The 15,548-nt window shown below is 71.7% G+C and carries 6 protein-coding genes; 4 read left to right on the top strand and 2 right to left on the bottom strand.

Annotated elements, in window-relative coordinates; genetic code table 11:
* Positions 1–116 precede the first annotated feature (116 nt).
* Positions 117–665, bottom strand: coding sequence for a hypothetical protein (locus tag ACIQ7D_RS14575; RefSeq protein WP_403937339.1), 549 nt, complete (start codon positions 663–665; stop codon positions 117–119).
* 83 nt (positions 666–748) lie between these two features.
* A complete protein-coding gene (locus tag ACIQ7D_RS14580) occupies positions 749–2,080 on the bottom strand; it encodes a ricin-type beta-trefoil lectin domain protein (protein WP_403937341.1) in 1,332 nt (443 codons plus the stop codon).
* 329 nt (positions 2,081–2,409) lie between these two features.
* On the opposite strand from ACIQ7D_RS14580, the gene ACIQ7D_RS14585 reads away from it, so the two are divergent.
* The 4 genes from ACIQ7D_RS14585 (at position 2,410) to ACIQ7D_RS14600 (ending at position 15,488) form a co-directional block, all read left to right on the top strand.
* Positions 2,410–2,895 (top strand): Lrp/AsnC family transcriptional regulator, encoded by a 486-nt coding sequence (locus ACIQ7D_RS14585; protein WP_403937343.1) that lies wholly within the window; start codon positions 2,410–2,412, stop codon positions 2,893–2,895.
* Positions 2,896–3,252: 357 nt separating this feature from the next.
* Entirely contained in the window at positions 3,253–4,173 is a 921-nt protein-coding gene (locus tag ACIQ7D_RS14590) for a sterol desaturase family protein (RefSeq protein ID WP_403937344.1), read from the top strand.
* 163 nt (positions 4,174–4,336) lie between these two features.
* On the top strand, positions 4,337–13,831 hold the full coding sequence (locus ACIQ7D_RS14595) for an amino acid adenylation domain-containing protein (RefSeq protein ID WP_403937345.1): 9,495 nt from the start codon (positions 4,337–4,339) through the stop codon (positions 13,829–13,831).
* A complete protein-coding gene (locus ACIQ7D_RS14600; RefSeq protein WP_403937347.1) occupies positions 13,821–15,488 on the top strand; it encodes a phytoene desaturase family protein in 1,668 nt (555 codons plus the stop codon). The genes ACIQ7D_RS14595 and ACIQ7D_RS14600 overlap by 11 nt, the downstream gene beginning before the upstream one ends.
* Positions 15,489–15,548 lie beyond the last annotated feature (60 nt).

The raw sequence follows: 15,548 nt of genomic DNA on the forward strand, positions 1-15,548 counted from the left end.
GCTCAACACTTGTCCGGATTACTGTGCCATTGGCTCAGTCGAAGCGCTGTTCTGCCGGCCGGTGGGGGCCAACGGACCAGGGTGGTGCGCAGGGGCGCCGGGCCGGGCCGCCGGCCTCAGTCCTGGGCGTCCAGTTGGTCGGCGAAGGCGCGGAGCGCGTCGGCCAGTTCCTTCTTGGTGGGCAGCCGGTCGACCTTCTTGTCGAGTTCGTCGATGCGCCGGGTGAGGTCTTCGAGGTCCGCCGGGGAGCTGGGAGAACCGGGAGAACCGGTGGGGTCGTTCGTGGGGTCAGGGGCGCTCGTGGGGTCAGGGGCGCTCGTGGGGTCGGGCGAGGGGAGTCCGCCCGACTCCTCCGGGCCGGGTTCGGCGCCTCCGGACCCGCTCACGCCGCCGGCGTCCGTACCGCCGTTGCCCGCGCCGCCCCCGTCCGTGGTGCCGCCGGTCAACGTGTTGTCGTCCGTGGTGCCACCGTCCGTAATGCCACCAGCCGTCTCGGGGGCGACCGTCTCGTCGGCCGCCGGAGCCACCGTCGTACCGACGTTCGCGGCGTGGTCCTCCCCCGACCCCGCCGCGATCGCTCCGCCGATCCCAAGACTCGCCGCGGCGACGGCCCCCACGATCGTGATCAGCGTTCTTCGTGTGCGCACCCGCTCTGCCTCCGCCATGCACCGGACACTAGTGCCGGTTTTCGACGGAAGAGAGGCTTCCGCGCGATTTCCGTCGAAAACAGGGGAACATCCGTACGGGTTCACCCGTACCAGCGAACCTCCGGGCGGTACGGAGCGCACCGCGCCAGGTGGAGCCGGGGGCGCAGAATCACCATGTCGTCCTGGGTCAGACAGCCCTCCTCGGAGCCGATGCGTCCCCCCGCGTCGCGCCACCAGCGCTGGCCCGGCGACCCGTCGCACACGGACAGGGCGGGGGTCGAGGAGTTCCCGTACGGCGCGGTGAGGCAACGTCCGCCCACCGCGGTCCGGACGGCGCCGGCGTCGAACGTCCACGCCTGGGTCCGCGCACCGTCGCACGCGCGCGTCGCGACCCCGGCGGCGCCCTTCGCGCCACCTTCCGCGGTGAGGCAGAGTTCCACCGTGCGGGCGGAGTTCGTCGTGGCGATCGCCGACATGATCTCGCCGGGGCGGGGCGCACGGTGCGTTCTGCGGTACTCCTTGCCCACCCAGTTCCGGTAGCCGGCGCCGTACGGGAGGTACGCGGGGCATTTCCTCGGTACGCATCCCCGGTGCCGGTAGTAGGTCTCGAACACCGCTTCCTTCGTCTTCTTCTGCCCCGGTGTCAGATTGGCGGGCAGGAGGGACATGCTGTACCCGAGGTACGGCGTCACGGGGGGCCGGTCCGCCGCGTCGTAGGCGGCCCTTCGGAAGTAACGTCCCGCCACCGCGTGGTCGCTGTGGTCGCTGTGGTCGACGGTTCGCGTGTCGTGGTGGCCGAAGGAGTGGTTGTCGTAGTCGAGGGTACGGACGCGGCGTGCCTTCTCCCGGTCGGCCAACTCCGTCAGGGTGGTGAGCAGTTCGCCCTCGGTGTAGGCGCGCTCCGCGTCCACGGGCCTGATCGTCCTGATCTCCCCGCGGAAGAGCTTGAGCAGACTCTGGTGCCGGTTGGTGGTGGTGCCGCTGCCTCGGGGCAGTCCGTCGGGCAGCCGGAGGAAGGTGAGCCGGACGTCCGCTCCGGCGGCCAGGGTGTACGACAGGAGCCTGCGGTCGCCCAGGACGACATCGTCCCTCTTCCAGCGGTCCGCGGTGCCCGCCATTTCGGCGTACGCCGCCCGTACACCGTCCTCCCGGCTTCTCACGTAGTAGCTCTCCCGGAAGGGGTGACCGGCGTCCCCGGCGGTCAGATAGACCGTACTGACCGAACATCCGGCGCGAAGGGTCCGCCGGATCTCCGGATTGACGAAGAGGAGGTCGTCGTCCTGATGGGCCACCCCCACCAGGACGCGTTCACAGGGCGCCGCCCTGGGGGTCCGGGGCGGCGCGGCCAGCACTCCGACGACCGCGCAGAGGGACAGCAGGGACAGGGCCCAGAGCGGGCGACGCGGATTTCCTCGTCCACCGGTTCTCCTCATGTGCCGCTCCTCCGTCGTACCCCGTACCGGTTCCGCCGTTCCGTCCGATCCGCTCCGGCGCGATTTTTCATCACGCGGGATCCGGTGGCCGGGCGCGACGCGCAGGGCGCGTCCTCTTTCGGGTCCTGACGGCTGCGGCGGGCCGGTGACACGGCGACAGGTACGACCACGGAGGGCGGGCCGGCGGTACGGCGGTACGGCGCCAGGCCCGGCCATCGGTACAGTCGTCGCGGAACGGCGCGGCGTACGCGGAGCGGCGCGACGTACGCGGAGCGGCGCGGCGTACGCGGAGCGGCGCGACGCACAGTACGGCGGGAGGCCGAAGGACCATGCCGGTGGACGCCCTCGACACCCGCATTCTGCGACTGCTCATCGAGCGGCCGCGCAGCAGCGTGCGGGAGTACGCGCGGCTCCTCGGGGTCGCACGGGGCACGGTGCAGGCCCGGCTCGACCGGCTGGAGCGGGACGGTGTGATCACGGGCACCGGTCCCCACCTCTCCCCCGCCGCCCTCGGCCATCCGGTACTGGCCTTCGTCCATATCGAGGTCACGCAGGGGCATCTGGACGAGGTCGGCGACGCGCTCGCCCAAGTCCCCGAGATCATCGAGGCGTTCTCGATCACAGGAGCGGGCGATCTGCTCACCCGCGTGGTCGCGCGGGACAACGGCCATCTGGAGGACGTCGTCCAGCGGCTGATCCAGTTGCCGGGGGTGGTCCGTACACGGACGGAGATGGCGCTGCGCGAGCGGGTGGCGCACCGGCTGCTGCCCCTGGTCGAGTCGGTGGGCCGCGCCGCGTCCGACACACCGCGCTGAGACGCGGCACCGGGACGGAACGCGCCGGGGGGTTGGCGCCGCCCCCTACCCGCCACACCGCTCATGTAACGGGCGAGCGGCCGCTCTTCCGGGTGACAGCGCTCTCCACGGGTAAACACGGACCGGCCGCCTGGCCCACCGCAAACGCGTTCATGCCAGGAAGTAACCCTCGACGGGGTTGCGCCGGGGGCGCGCACCGACGGCGTACTGGGCCGATGAGCCCCCGCGCGCCGGTCAGACGATATTGCTGCCCGTAGTTGATCCAACGCATGCTGTTACGTGGCCCCTGGCCGGTGAAATGCCAGGGGAAAGTGCTGTCTGGTCCTTGCCCACGTCCCCATGAGCGAAGGGTGCGACATGTCTGGTTCAACGGTGAGTGGCGCGGGCCTGCCAGGGCCCGGGATCGCCCCGCGCGCCGGGGTGGGAGCGCTGCTCTCCCGTACCTGCCACCCCCTTCTGCTGCTCTCGGTCGGGGTGGTCTTCGCCCTGACCACGCGGTACGGCTGGGACACCGGCCGGGTCACGTTCGCCTTCCAGCTCTCGTTGATCTGCTACCTCGCGGCGTTGGAGCGGGTGATCCCGTACGAGCGGGCCTGGCACCCCAGCCGCCGTGAGTGGCGCTGGTACGGCGTGTACTTCGTCCTCACGACGGTGGGCGGCACCCTGGCGCAGTCGATGGTGGTGGTCGCGGCCGGCGAGCTCGCGACGACCGACCCCGTACTCCCCCTATGGGCGGAGATACCCCTCGCCGTGCTGCTCGGCTCACTGGCCGGCTACACGGTGCACCGGCTCGGGCACACCAACCGGTGGCTGTGGCGGCTGCACGGTGTGCACCACGTCCCCGACAAGGTGAATGTCGCCAACAACGGTGTCAATCACATCGCCGATGTCTTCGTCTCCCAGGCGTTCGTCCAAATGTCCCTGGCGATCGTCGGGTTCTCCGGGACGACCGTCTTCGGCGCGGGCCTGTTCGTCGTCGCCCAGGGGTACTTCGTGCACGCCAACATCGCCGTCGGTCTCGGTCGGCTCAACCATGTGTTCGTGGGGCCCGAGCAGCACCGGCTGCACCACAGCACGGATCTGGCCGAGGCCGGGCACTACGGCTCCGACCTGTCCATCTGGGACCGGGCGTTCGGCAGCTTCACCTGGCGGCCGGGGCGCGAGCCGGCCGCGGTCGGCCTGGTGGACCCGCGTTCCTTCCCCGGGACCGGTGCGATCGTCGCCACCTTCGTACACCCGGTGCGCTGGACGGCGAAGACCGGCCGCGGCACCGACTGACCTTCCCGTACCACCTCTCCCCGCACCATCCCTCCCCGCAATATCGCAATCCGCTTTCGCGTTCACGCGCACCGCATCCGGTCCCGCCGGTCCACCGGCGGAGGCATGGAAGCCCGCGCCTGCCCTTCGCGCACGTTGCGTGTTGACGACCCAAGGAGCCGACATGGCTGAATCGCTCCGCACCACGCCTCCTGAGAAGATCGCGATCATCGGCATCGGCTGCCGCTTCCCCGGCGGCGCCTGTGACCACCGCGCCTTCTGGCAGAACCTGCTCGACGGGAAGGACTGCATCAGACCGACGCCACGCGACCGGTACGACGTGACCACGCTCGGCAGCCGGGACAAGGCCAAGCCTGGCCGTCTGGTAGGCGGCAGGGGCGGTTACATCGACGGCTTCGACGAGTTCGACCCCGCCTTCTTCGGCATCAGCCCCCGCGAGGCGGAGCACATGGACCCACAGCAGCGGAAGCTGCTGGAGGTGTCCTGGGAAGCGCTGGAGGACGGCGGCCAGAAGCCGGCCGAGCTGGCGGGGAGCGATGTCGGTGTGTTCATCGGCGCGTTCACCCTGGACTACAAGATCGTCCAATTCGCCGACCTGCGCTTCGACACCCTGGCCGCCCACACGGCGACCGGCACGATGATGACGATGGTGTCGAACCGGATCTCGCACTGCTTCGACTTCCGCGGCCCCAGTCTCTCCATCGACACCGCGTGCAGCTCGTCCCTGGTCGCCGTGCACCTCGCCTGCGAGAGCCTGCGCCGCGGCGAGTCCACCCTCGCGCTGGCGGGCGGCACCCTGCTGCACCTCACGCCCCAGTACACGATCGCCGAGACCAAGGGCGGATTCCTCTCCCCCGAGGGCCGCTCCCGCACGTTCGACGCCGCCGCCGACGGCTACGTACGCGCCGAGGGGGTCGGTGTCATCGCGCTGAAGCGCCTGTCGGACGCCGTGCGCGACGGCGACCCCGTACACGCCGTGATCACCGCCAGTGGTGTCAACCAGGACGGCCGTACCAACGGCATCACCGTGCCCAGCGCCGATGCCCAGGTCTCCCTGATCGAGCGGGTCTGCGCCGAGGCCGGGGTCGCGCCCGGCAGCCTCCAGTACGTGGAGGCCCACGGCACCTCCACACCGGTCGGCGACCCCATCGAGGCCGCCGCGCTCGCCCGTGCGCTGGCCGTCGGCCGGGAACCGGATGCCGCCTGCTACGTCGGTTCGGTCAAGACCAACATCGGGCACTCGGAGTCGGCCGCCGGGATCGCCGGGCTCATCAAGACCGCCCTCAGCCTCAAGCACCGGACGATCGCACCGCACATCAACCTGGAGCGGATCAACCCCGCCATCGACCTCGCCGCCGCCCCGTTCACCATCCCGACGCAGGTCACCCGGTGGCCCGCGCACGAAGGTCCGGCGCGCGCCGGCGTCAACTCGTTCGGCTTCGGCGGCACGAACGCGCATGTCCTGCTGGAGGAGGCACCGCCCGCCTCCCCCGTGGACGAGCGGCCCGCAGCGGACCGCCCCCGCTGCACCGTCCTCCCGCTGACCGCGCGTGACGCCTCCGCCCTGCCGGTCCTGGCCGAGGAGATCCACCGGGAGCTGACGGCCACCGCCCCGGGCGGCGCGCCCCTGACCTCCCTCACCGACCTCGGGCACACCCTCGCGCACCGCCGCCAGCACCACGACGCCCGGCTCTCCGTCGTCTACACCTCACGGGAGGAGCTGGCCGAAGCGCTCTCCGCGCAGATGCGGGGCGAGGCCCACCCCCGGGTGGTCACCGGCCACCGGCGCGATCCCCATCAGCGGCGACTGGCCTGGGTGTTCACCGGTATGGGGCCGCAGTGGTGGGGCATGGGCCGGGAGTTGTTCGCCACCCAGCCCGTCTACCGCGAGGCCGTCGAGCGGTGCGACCGCGAGATCGCCGCGCTCACCGGCTGGTCCCTGGTCGAGGAGATGAACGCGGACGAGGGCAGCTCGCGGATGGCAGAGACCTGGCTCGCCCAGCCCGCCAACTTCGCCGTGCAGCTCGGACTCGCCGCGCTGTGGCGCGCCCACGGGGTACGGCCCGACGCCATCGTCGGCCACAGCACGGGTGAGGCCGCCGCGTTCTACGAGGCCGGGGTCTACAGCCTGCGCGACGCGGTACGGATCATCGTGCACCGCAGCCGCCTCCAGCAGCGTCTGGTGGGCACGGGGACGATGCTCGCCGTGGGGCTCGCTGAGGAGGAGGCGGAGCGCCGAATCCTGCCGTACGAGGGCCAGGTGTCCGTCGCCGCCGTCAACAGCCCCACCTCCCTCACCCTGGCGGGGGACGAGACGGCCCTGACCGCGCTCGCCGAGGAGCTGCGCGCGGACCAGGTCTTCGCCCGCTTCCTCTCCGTCCGGGTGCCGTACCACAGCGCCCTCATGGAGCAGATCAAGGACGAACTCCTGGACTGCCTCGCCGGGATCGAGCCGCGCCCCGCCCAGGTTCCGCTCCATCTGACGGGGCGTGAGGGCCGGGCGCACGGGACGGAACTCGACGCGGACTACTGGTGGAGCAACGTCCGTGACAGCGTCCGCTTCCGGCCCGCGATCGAGCGCCTGGCCGACGACGGCCACCGCGTCTTCCTGGAGATCGGCCCGCACCCCGTGCTCGCCCACTCCATCAAGGAGTGCCTGGAGAGCAGGCCGCCCGAGCCGGGCGCGGAGGTGGTGACGCTCCCGTCGATCCGCCGGGAGGAGGACGAGCCGGCCCGGTTCACCGCCTCGCTCGCCGCACTGCACAACCTGGGCACCGAGATCGCCTGGGACGTGCTGCAGCCCGAGGGCAGGACCGTACCGCTGCCGCGCTACCCGTGGAAGCGCGACCGGTACTGGACCGAGCCGCACCCCGTGGCGCAGGTCAGGCTCGGGCGGGTGGACCATCCACTGCTCGGCCGGCGGCTGGCCACCACGGACCCCGTGTGGGAGGCGGAGCTCGATGTGGAGCGCGCCCCCTATCTCGCCGACCACCGGATCCAGGGCCGAGCTCTGTTCCCGGCCGCCGGCTATCTCGAAATGGCCGCCCAGGCGGTACGGGCGCTGACGGGCGGTACGGAGGCCGCGTTCGGCTCCGTCGAGTTCCGCAAGGCCCTCTTCCTCCCGGACGACGCGTCCCGCACCGTACAGCTCGCGTACGCACCCGAGAGCGCCGCCTTCACCGTCGCGACGGGCTCCGGCCCGGGTGAGGAGCGGGCCGTCCACGCGAGCGGCGTGGTCCGGGCCGCGCACCGCGTCGCGCCGTCCGCGCCGCTGGACCTCGACGGGGTCAGGGCGCGTGGCGAGCGCCGGCTCGACGGCCCGGCCTGCTACGCCGCACTGAGCGGCCTCGGCTACCACTACGGGCCCGCGTTCCAGGGCATCGAGGAGGTGTGGACCGGCCCCGGCGAGGCGCTGGCCCGGATCCGGCCGCCCGAGGCGATCGGTGACGACGCCGCGACCCACCACCTCCACCCCGTCCTGCTGGACTCCTGCTTCCAGACCCTGCTGACCGCGGGGCTCGGGGACGGTGCGGCCGACGACGGCGCCGACGGGTCGACGGGCATCCTGCTGCCGCTCTCCATCGAGGAGGTGCACACCGGCCCGGTCGGCGACCGGCCGCTGTGGGTGCACGCCACCGTCACCCGGCGGCCGGCCGGTGAACTCGTCGGTGACATCACGCTCTACGGGGACGAAGGCCTGCCCCTCGGCCATATCGGCGGGTTCCGGGCCGCCGATGTCGAGAAGGCGTCGACCAGCGTGGCGCTCACCACGATCGACAACTGGCTCGCCGAACCCACCTGGGCCGAGAGCCCCGTCGACACCGGACCGCTCGACACGGCGGCCCCGGGCCGCTGGCTGCTCTTCGCGGACGCGCCCGGCGGGGTGGCGGACGCGCTGGCGGAGCTCGTCACCGCGCGCGGCGGCCACTGCCATCTCGTACGCCCGGGCGGGGCGTATGCCACCCGGACCGACACGGGCACCTCGACGGTGGTGCCCGGCCGCACCGACGATCTGCGCCGGCTTCTCGCCGATCTGGCCGAGGACGCGGCGGATCGGCGGGCCTCCGATGCGGGGCACGCCACGGGTCTCGACGCGATCGTCCACTTATGGAATCTCGATCTGCCCGCCCTGGACGACAGCGGGCGGGACCGTCTGGAGGAGCACAGCGCCCTCGGGGCGTACTCGCTGGTGGCCCTCGCGCAGGCGCTCCAGGAGGACGGGAGCCAGCTCGCCTCCCCCGCCGCCCTGCACATCGTCACGCGCGGCACCCAGCCCGTCGACGCCGACGAGCCCGTCGAGCCGCTGGGCGCTCCCGCCTGGGGCATCGGCCGGGTGCTGCGCCATCAGGAGCTGACCGCGCACCGGGGCACACTGATCGACCTGGCCCCGGAGGTCACGGACACAGAGGACGGCACGAGCACGGACGACCGGGCGCGGGAGGCGCGGGCCGTGCTGGACGAGGTCCTGCACGCCGCCGCGCAACAGGGCCCGTACGACGACGAGATCGCCCTGCGCGGGGAGCGCCGTCTCATCTGCCGGCTCACCCGTCCCCAGGATCTGACCCGTCCCCTCGCGCCCCGGCTGCGCCCGGACGGCGCCTATCTCGTCACCGGCGCGTTCGGTGCGCTGGGGCAGCTCCTGTGCCGCTATCTCGTCCGGCGCGGCGCCCGCCATCTCATCCTGGTCGGCCGTACACCGCTGCCCGACCGCGCCACCTGGCGCGCGCTGGACCCCGCCTCCGCGGCGGGCCGGGGCGCCCGCTTCGTCAAGGAGCTGGAGGCGCTGGGCGCGCACCCGGTCCACGCCTGCCTGGACACCACCGACGAGCGGGCGCTGACCGCGTGGCTGACCGCATACCGCGCTCAGGACGCCCCGCCCGTACGCGGTGTGTTCCATCTCGCGGGGCACGTCAGGGACACCCTTGTGCCCGCCATGGACAGGACCGCCTTCGACTCCGTCCTCGCCCCCAAGGCCGCCGGCGCCTGGCTGCTCCACCGTCATCTGCGCGACGAGCCGCTGGACCACTTCGTCCTGTTCGCCTCCATCGCCTCGCTGCTCACCACGGCGGGTCAGGTCAACTACGCGGCGGGCAACTCCTTCCTGGACGCCCTGGCCCATCACCGCCGTTCCCGCGGGCTGCCCGCGCTCTCCGTCGACTGGGGCCCGTGGGCGACCGGGATGATCGAGGAGCTGGGTCTGGTACGGCACTACCGCACCAGCCGGGGCATGAGTTCGCTCTCCCCCGACGCGGGCATGGCCGTTCTGGAGCGGGTGCTCGGCCAGGACCGGGCCCAGTTGCTGGTGGCGACGGTGGTCGACTGGAAGGTCTTCCTCGCCTGGTACGCGTCGCCGCCCCCGCTCGTCACGGAGCTCGCCGCGGACGCGGCGGGCGGCGCGGAGGCCGCCGAACACAGCAGCTTCCTGGACCTGTTCCGTACGGCGGACGAGGAGCGCCGCGCCGCACTCGTCGCCGAGCGCTTCTCGGCGGTGGCCTCGACGGTGCTGCGGGTGCCCTCCGACCGGATCGACGGGACGAGCAGCCTCGCCGCCCTCGGTCTCGACTCGCTCCTGGCGATGGAGCTGCGCGCCCGGGTCCACGCCGAGACCGGTGTGGCCCTGCCCCTGGTGGCGCTGCTCAGCGGCGCAACGGCCGGCGAACTGAGCGAGCAGTTGCACCAGGCCGCTGCCGTCCTGGTCGCGGAGGCGGCGGACGGGGCGGGCGCGGTGGCCGCGGTGGAGATCCATGAGGACGAGTCCCGCCACCCGCTGACGCAGAACCAGAAGGCCCTCTGGTTCCTCAAGCAGCTCAACCCCGAGGGCTTCGCGTACAACATCGGCGGAGCCGTCGAGATCAGGACCAGGATCGAGCCGGAGCGGATGTTCACGGCGTTCCGCACGCTGGTGGAGCGGCATCCGATGCTGCGGGCCAACTTCACCATGGAGGACGGGCAGCCCGTCCAGCGCGTCTCGGCGGGGAACGACCCGGATGTGGCCTTCTTCGACGTGCAGGGCCGCGCCTGGGACGACATCCACGACATGATCGTCCGCGAGTACCGCCGTCCGTACGACCTGGAGTGCGATCCGCTGGTGCGGTTCCGGCTGTTCAAGCGGGGGCCGGACCGCTGGGTCGTGATGAAGGCCGTGCACCACATCATCTCCGACGCGATCTCCACGTTCACCTTCATCGAGGAGCTGCTCGCCCTGTACGAAGGGCTGGGCCGGGGCGCCGCCGTGGAGCTGCCGCCCGTGCGCGCCCGGTACCTCGACTTCCTCAACTGGCAGAACCGGTTCCTGGCCTCGCCCGAGGCGCGGCGCATGCTGGACCACTGGCGGGCCGCTCTGCCCGCCGAGGTGCCCGCGCTCGACCTGCCCACGGACCGGCCGCGGCCCGCCGTGCAGACCCACAACGGCGCGTCCGAGTTCTTCGTCCTCGACACCGACCTCAGCGCCCGTGTCCACGCCCTGGCGCGCGAGCACGACGTCACGGTGTACATGGTGCTGCTGAGCGCCTACTACGTCCTGCTGCACCGCTACTCGGGCCAGGACCACATCATCGTGGGTTCGCCGGTGACCGGCCGTACGGAGGAGGAGTTCGGCTCGGTCTACGGCTACTTCGTCAATCCACTGCCGCTGTACGCGGATCTGTCGGCCGACCCATCGGTCGCCGCCCTTCTCGCGCAGGTCCGTCAGGTCGTCCTCGGCGGGCTCGACAACCAGGAGTACCCGTTCGTCCTGCTCGTCGAGGAGCTGGGGCTCCAGCACGACCCGAGCCGGTCGGCGGTCTTCCAGGCGATGTTCATCCTGCTGGCCCACAAGGTCGCCGCCGAGCAGTACGGATACCGGCTCGAATACATCGAACTGCCGGAGGAGGAAGGCCAGTTCGACCTGACGCTGTCGGCGTACGAGGACGAGGCGGAGCAGCGCTTCCACTGCGTGCTGAAGTACAACACCGACATCTTCCTGGCGGAGACCGTGGAGCGGATGGCCGCCCACTACGTCCATGTCCTGGACGCCCTCACCAGCGTTCCCGCCGACGAGCCGGTGGCCCGCCTCGATCTGCTCGGGGCCCGGGAGCGGTCCCGGATCCTCAACGCGCCGGCCGCGCGGGGCCGGGCGCTCCCGCACGACCTGCCCGTGCACCGGCTGGTCGCCGAGGCGGCGGCACGGACGCCGGAGGCCGTGGCGGTCACCGTACCGTCCGAGTCGGGCGGGACCCGGCACCTCACCTACGGGGCGCTGGAGCACGGGGCCCGGCTGCTGGCGGGCCGGCTGCGCGCGCGGGGCATCGGGCGCGGGGACGTCGTCGCGGTCTGCCTCGACAAGTCGCCCGAGCTGATCGTCGCCCTGCTCGCGGTCCTCAAGGCGGGCGCCGCCTATCTGCCGCTCGACCCGGGCCATCCCACCGACCGGCTCGCCCTCATGGCGGAGAACGCGGAGGCGGCACTCCTGGTCACCGCCCCCGGGGAGCGGGACCGGTTCGCGGCGCTGGACGTCCCCCTGGTCACCGATGTCCCCGGGGAGACGGCCGGGTCCGCGGACGCCGCGGTGCCGGAGACGAACGAGGCGCCCGTCGACCTGGACGCGCCCGCCTACGTCATCCACACCTCGGGGTCGACGGGCCGTCCCAAGGCGGTACGCGTCAGCCACCGGGCCCTCGCGGCCGTCCGTGCCGCCTGGCACGAGGAGTACGGTCTCGGCGCGGCGCCGGGCGTCCATCTCCAGATGGCGGGCGTCTCGTTCGACGTGTTCACCGGGGATCTCGTCCGGGCCCTGTGCTCGGGCGGCCGGCTGGTCCTGATCGGCCGCGATCTGCTGCTCAACACCGCCCGGCTGTACGGGACGATGACCGCCGAGGGCGTCGACTGCGCCGAGTTCGTGCCCGCGGTGGCCCGTGCCCTGATGGAGCACTGCGCCCACGGCGGCCACCGGCTGGACTTCATGCGACTGATGATCGTCGGCTCCGACGCCTGGAAGGTCGAGGAGTACGAACGGCTGCGCGCCCTGTGCGGCCCGGGGACCCGTGTCATCAACTCGTACGGCCTGACGGAGGCGGCCGTCGACAGCGCGTACTTCGAGGGGCCGACGGACGGGCTCGCCCCCAACCAGCTCGTTCCGATCGGCAAGCCCCTGCCCAACTGCTCCCTGCACATCCTCGACGCGAACCGCGATCTCGTACCGCCCGGTGTCACCGGCGAACTCTGGGTCGGCGGCGCGGGGCTCGCCCTCGGCTATGCGGGCGACCCCGGGCAGACCGCGGAGCGCTTCGTGGAGCTGACGCTGGGCCGCGGCCCGGGGGCGGCCCCCGAACGGCTCTACCGCACGGGTGACCTCGCCCGGCGGGACGCCCGGGGCCTGATCCATCTCCTCGGCCGCGCCGACGCCCAGCTCAAGGTGCGGGGCCACCGCATCGAGCCGGGCGAGATCGAATCCTTGCTGATGTCCCTGCCCGGTCTGAGCCAGGCGGTCGTCACGGTCCGCGCCGACGCGGGCGGCGAGTCCGTCCTGTGCGCGTACTACGTGCCGGAGGCAGGGGCCGAGCCGGGCACGGGCGAGCTGCGCCGTCATCTCGCCACCCGCCTGCCCACCTATCTGATCCCGGCCCGCTTCACCGCGCTGGACGCCCTGCCGCTCACCGCGAACGGCAAGGTCGACGTCGCCGCGCTGCCCGAGCCGCCGGCCGAGTCCGGCGAGGAGACCCACGAGCCGCCGGTCACCCTCTACGAGCAGCGGATGGCGGCGCACTGGCGGTCCCTGCTCTCCCTGGAACAGGCCGGACTGCGCAGCGACTTCTTCGCGTCGGGCGGCAGCTCCATCAAGCTGATCGAGCTGATCCACCGGCTCCAGGCCGAGTTCAACATCACCGTGCCGGTCAGTCTGCTCTTCAAGGTCACCACACTGCACGGCATGGCGCGGACGGTCGAGTCCATCATCACCGGCGAGATCTCCGGCGGCAGCCCGTATCTGACCTTCAACACCGGCCGGGGACCGACCCTGTTCTGCTTCCCGCCGGCCGGCGGGCACGGGCTCGTCTACCGGAAGTTCGCCGAGCACCTGCCTCATCACGAAGTCGTCGCGTTCAACCATGTCGACGGCGACGACAAGGTGCTCCGCTACGCGGACCTCATCGAATCGCTCCGCCCCGACGGTCCCTGCCCGGTCTTCGGATACTCCCTCGGCGGCAATCTCGCCTTCGAGGTCGCCAAGGAACTCGAAGGGCGCGGGCGCGCCGTCCCCCATGTGGTGATCATGGACTCGTACCGCATCCAGGAGGCCCACGCGCTCGCCGACGAGCACATCGAGGCGTTCGAGAACGAGCTGCGCGGCCATCTCCACCGCCACACCGGCTCCACGACCGTCGCCGACGCGACCCTCGCCCAGGCCAGGGAGTACCTGGACTTCTGCGGCCGCACTCCCAACACCGGCACGGTCTCGGGGACCGTCAGTGTGATCTCCGACGAACGGAAGGCGGCGTTCTACGCGGCGGGACAGCGCGGTACCTGGCACGGCAGTTCGACCAGCCGTACGGAGCTGCTGCGCGGCCACGGCACGCACGCCGAGATGCTCGACGAGAAGTACCTGGCGCGGAACGCCGAACTCACCCTCGCCGTCATGACCGGAGTCACCGACCTCGCCGGAGATGAGTCCCATGTCGCGTGAGAACCGCCCCGTCTGGCAGCCGCGTGAGCGGGCGCCGGGCGACCGCCCCCGCGTCATCGTCATCGGCGCCGGCATCGGCGGCCTGTCCACCGGCTGCTACGCCGAGATGAGCGGCGCCGAGACCCGGATCTTCGAGCGGCACGTCCTGCCAGGCGGGTGCTGCACGGCATGGTCCCGGCAGGGCTACGTCTTCGACTACTGCATCGAATGGCTCACCGGCACCGGCCGGAACAACGACGCCAACCAGTTGTGGCGGGAGCTGGGCGCCCTCGACGGCAAGACCATCGCGAACTTCGACGTGTTCAACACCGTCGTCGACGTGGACGGCCGGGCGGTGACGTTCTACAACGACCCGGACCGGCTGGAGGCGCACCTCCTGGAGATCTCGCCCGCGGACGCCCGGCCCATCCGCGCCTTCTGCCGCGACCTGCGGCGTTTCATCGCCATCAACCACTATCCGTTCCTCACCCCGCCCCCGCTCCAGTCGGTCCGGGAGAAGCTCGCCACGCTGCGGATCGTCCTGCCGGACTTCCTGCTGTTCTGGCGTACCGCGGCGACCCGGATGGAGCAGTTCACGGAGCGGTTCCAGGATCCGCTGCTGCGCCGGGCGTTCCCGTTCATCTTCTTCCAGGACCACGAGGTCTTCCCGCTCCTGCCCTACCTGTTCAACATGGCCAGCGCCCACCACAGCAACGCCGGCTTCCCGCAGGGCGGCTCGCTGGGGCTGGCGCGCTCGGTGGAGGAGCGGTACACCTCGCTGGGCGGGCGGGTCGACTACCGGACGCGGGTGGAGCGCGTCCTGATCGAGAACGACCGGGCGATCGGGGTGGAGCTGCGCGGCGGGGAGCGGCACTACGCCGACCACGTGGTCGCCACCTGCGACGGCTACACCACGATCAACAAGCTGCTGGGCGGCGCGTACTCCAGCCCCAGGGTCGACACCCTCTTCGGCGAGATGATGGACCGCCCGGAGATGCTCTACCCGGGGGTCGTCTCCGCCTTCGTCGGCCTCAAGGGCGAGTTCGGCGAGCGGGAGCGGCACAGCACCACCTATCTGCTGTCCGAGGAGGACTGCGCCGCCCTGCCGAGCGTGAGCCAGAAGAGCCTGGTCGTCCAGCTCCGGTCGCGGTACTCGGACGGCTTCGCGCCGCCCGGCAAGTCCGTCGTCCACTGCACGTACTTCAGCGACTACGCGTACTGGAAGCAGTTGCGGCGCACGGACCGCAAAGGGTACTGGGCGCGTAAGCAGGAGGTGGCCGACTTCGTCCGTGCCTTCCTGGAGCGGCACCACCCGGGTATCGGGCCGGCCATCGAGGTCATCGATGTGGCGTCGCCGGTGACCACCGAGCGGTACACCGGTGTGCAGGGCGGTTCCATCCTCGCCTGGAAGTCGTTCACCGACGCGGACGACGTGGTCACGGCACTGGTCAACAAGGACCGGATGCGACTGCCGGGGCTGCGCGGCTTCTCGCTGGCCGGGCAGTGGTTCGGCGGCGGGAGCCTGATCAAGGCCGCGTCGAGCGGACGGTTCGTCACCCAGTACCTCTGCCAGGAGCTGGGGCTCACGTTCCAGGCCTGGGAGAGCGGCGGGACGGAACCCTGGCACCCGGGAAAGCTGGGCAAACTCCCGCAGCTCGAACAGCGGGGGGTGCGGTGAGCGCCACAGCGGCCCACCGGCGGGACCCCGCACACGAAAGCCGACGAGAACACCGAGGAG

This window comes from Streptomyces sp. NPDC096310, from assembly GCF_044763125.1.
GTDB lineage: Bacteria > Actinomycetota > Actinomycetes > Streptomycetales > Streptomycetaceae > Streptomyces.